This window comes from Halomonas sp. SIMBA_159 (genome assembly GCF_046536035.1).
Lineage (GTDB): Bacteria > Pseudomonadota > Gammaproteobacteria > Pseudomonadales > Halomonadaceae > Vreelandella > Vreelandella venusta_A.
Genome location: NZ_JAWJBT010000458.1, coordinates 1 through 276, shown reverse-complemented (window position 1 = coordinate 276; position 276 = coordinate 1). Strand labels below are relative to the sequence as shown.

The 276-nt window shown below is 30.8% G+C and carries 1 protein-coding gene; it reads right to left on the bottom strand.

Translation table 11 applies throughout. From position 1 onward, the window contains the following. The coding region (locus tag R0J87_RS20010) for a hypothetical protein (protein WP_498888437.1) at positions 1-276 on the bottom strand (276 nt) is incomplete at both ends.

Sequence of the window (276 nt, the reverse complement as noted above, 5' to 3'; positions counted from 1 at the left end):
ATATAGAATCCCAATCAATCTGCCATCTGTGTTGATAATAAATGCACTTAAGCCAATCAAATTAAATAGGAAGCAAAAGATCAGGAGAAAGACAAACTTTACCCCAATCACCTTTAAGGTATTTTGATCAAGTTTTCTATTAAGCGTATCAAAGATAATTGGTAATAGAATATAAGCGGTAATAAAAAAAATTAAGAATTCTTCCCCAAAGACCATAAAGAAATGAGTGGAAGGATCTCTTAAGATTGCTTGATATCCTTGATTTATAAAACTAGC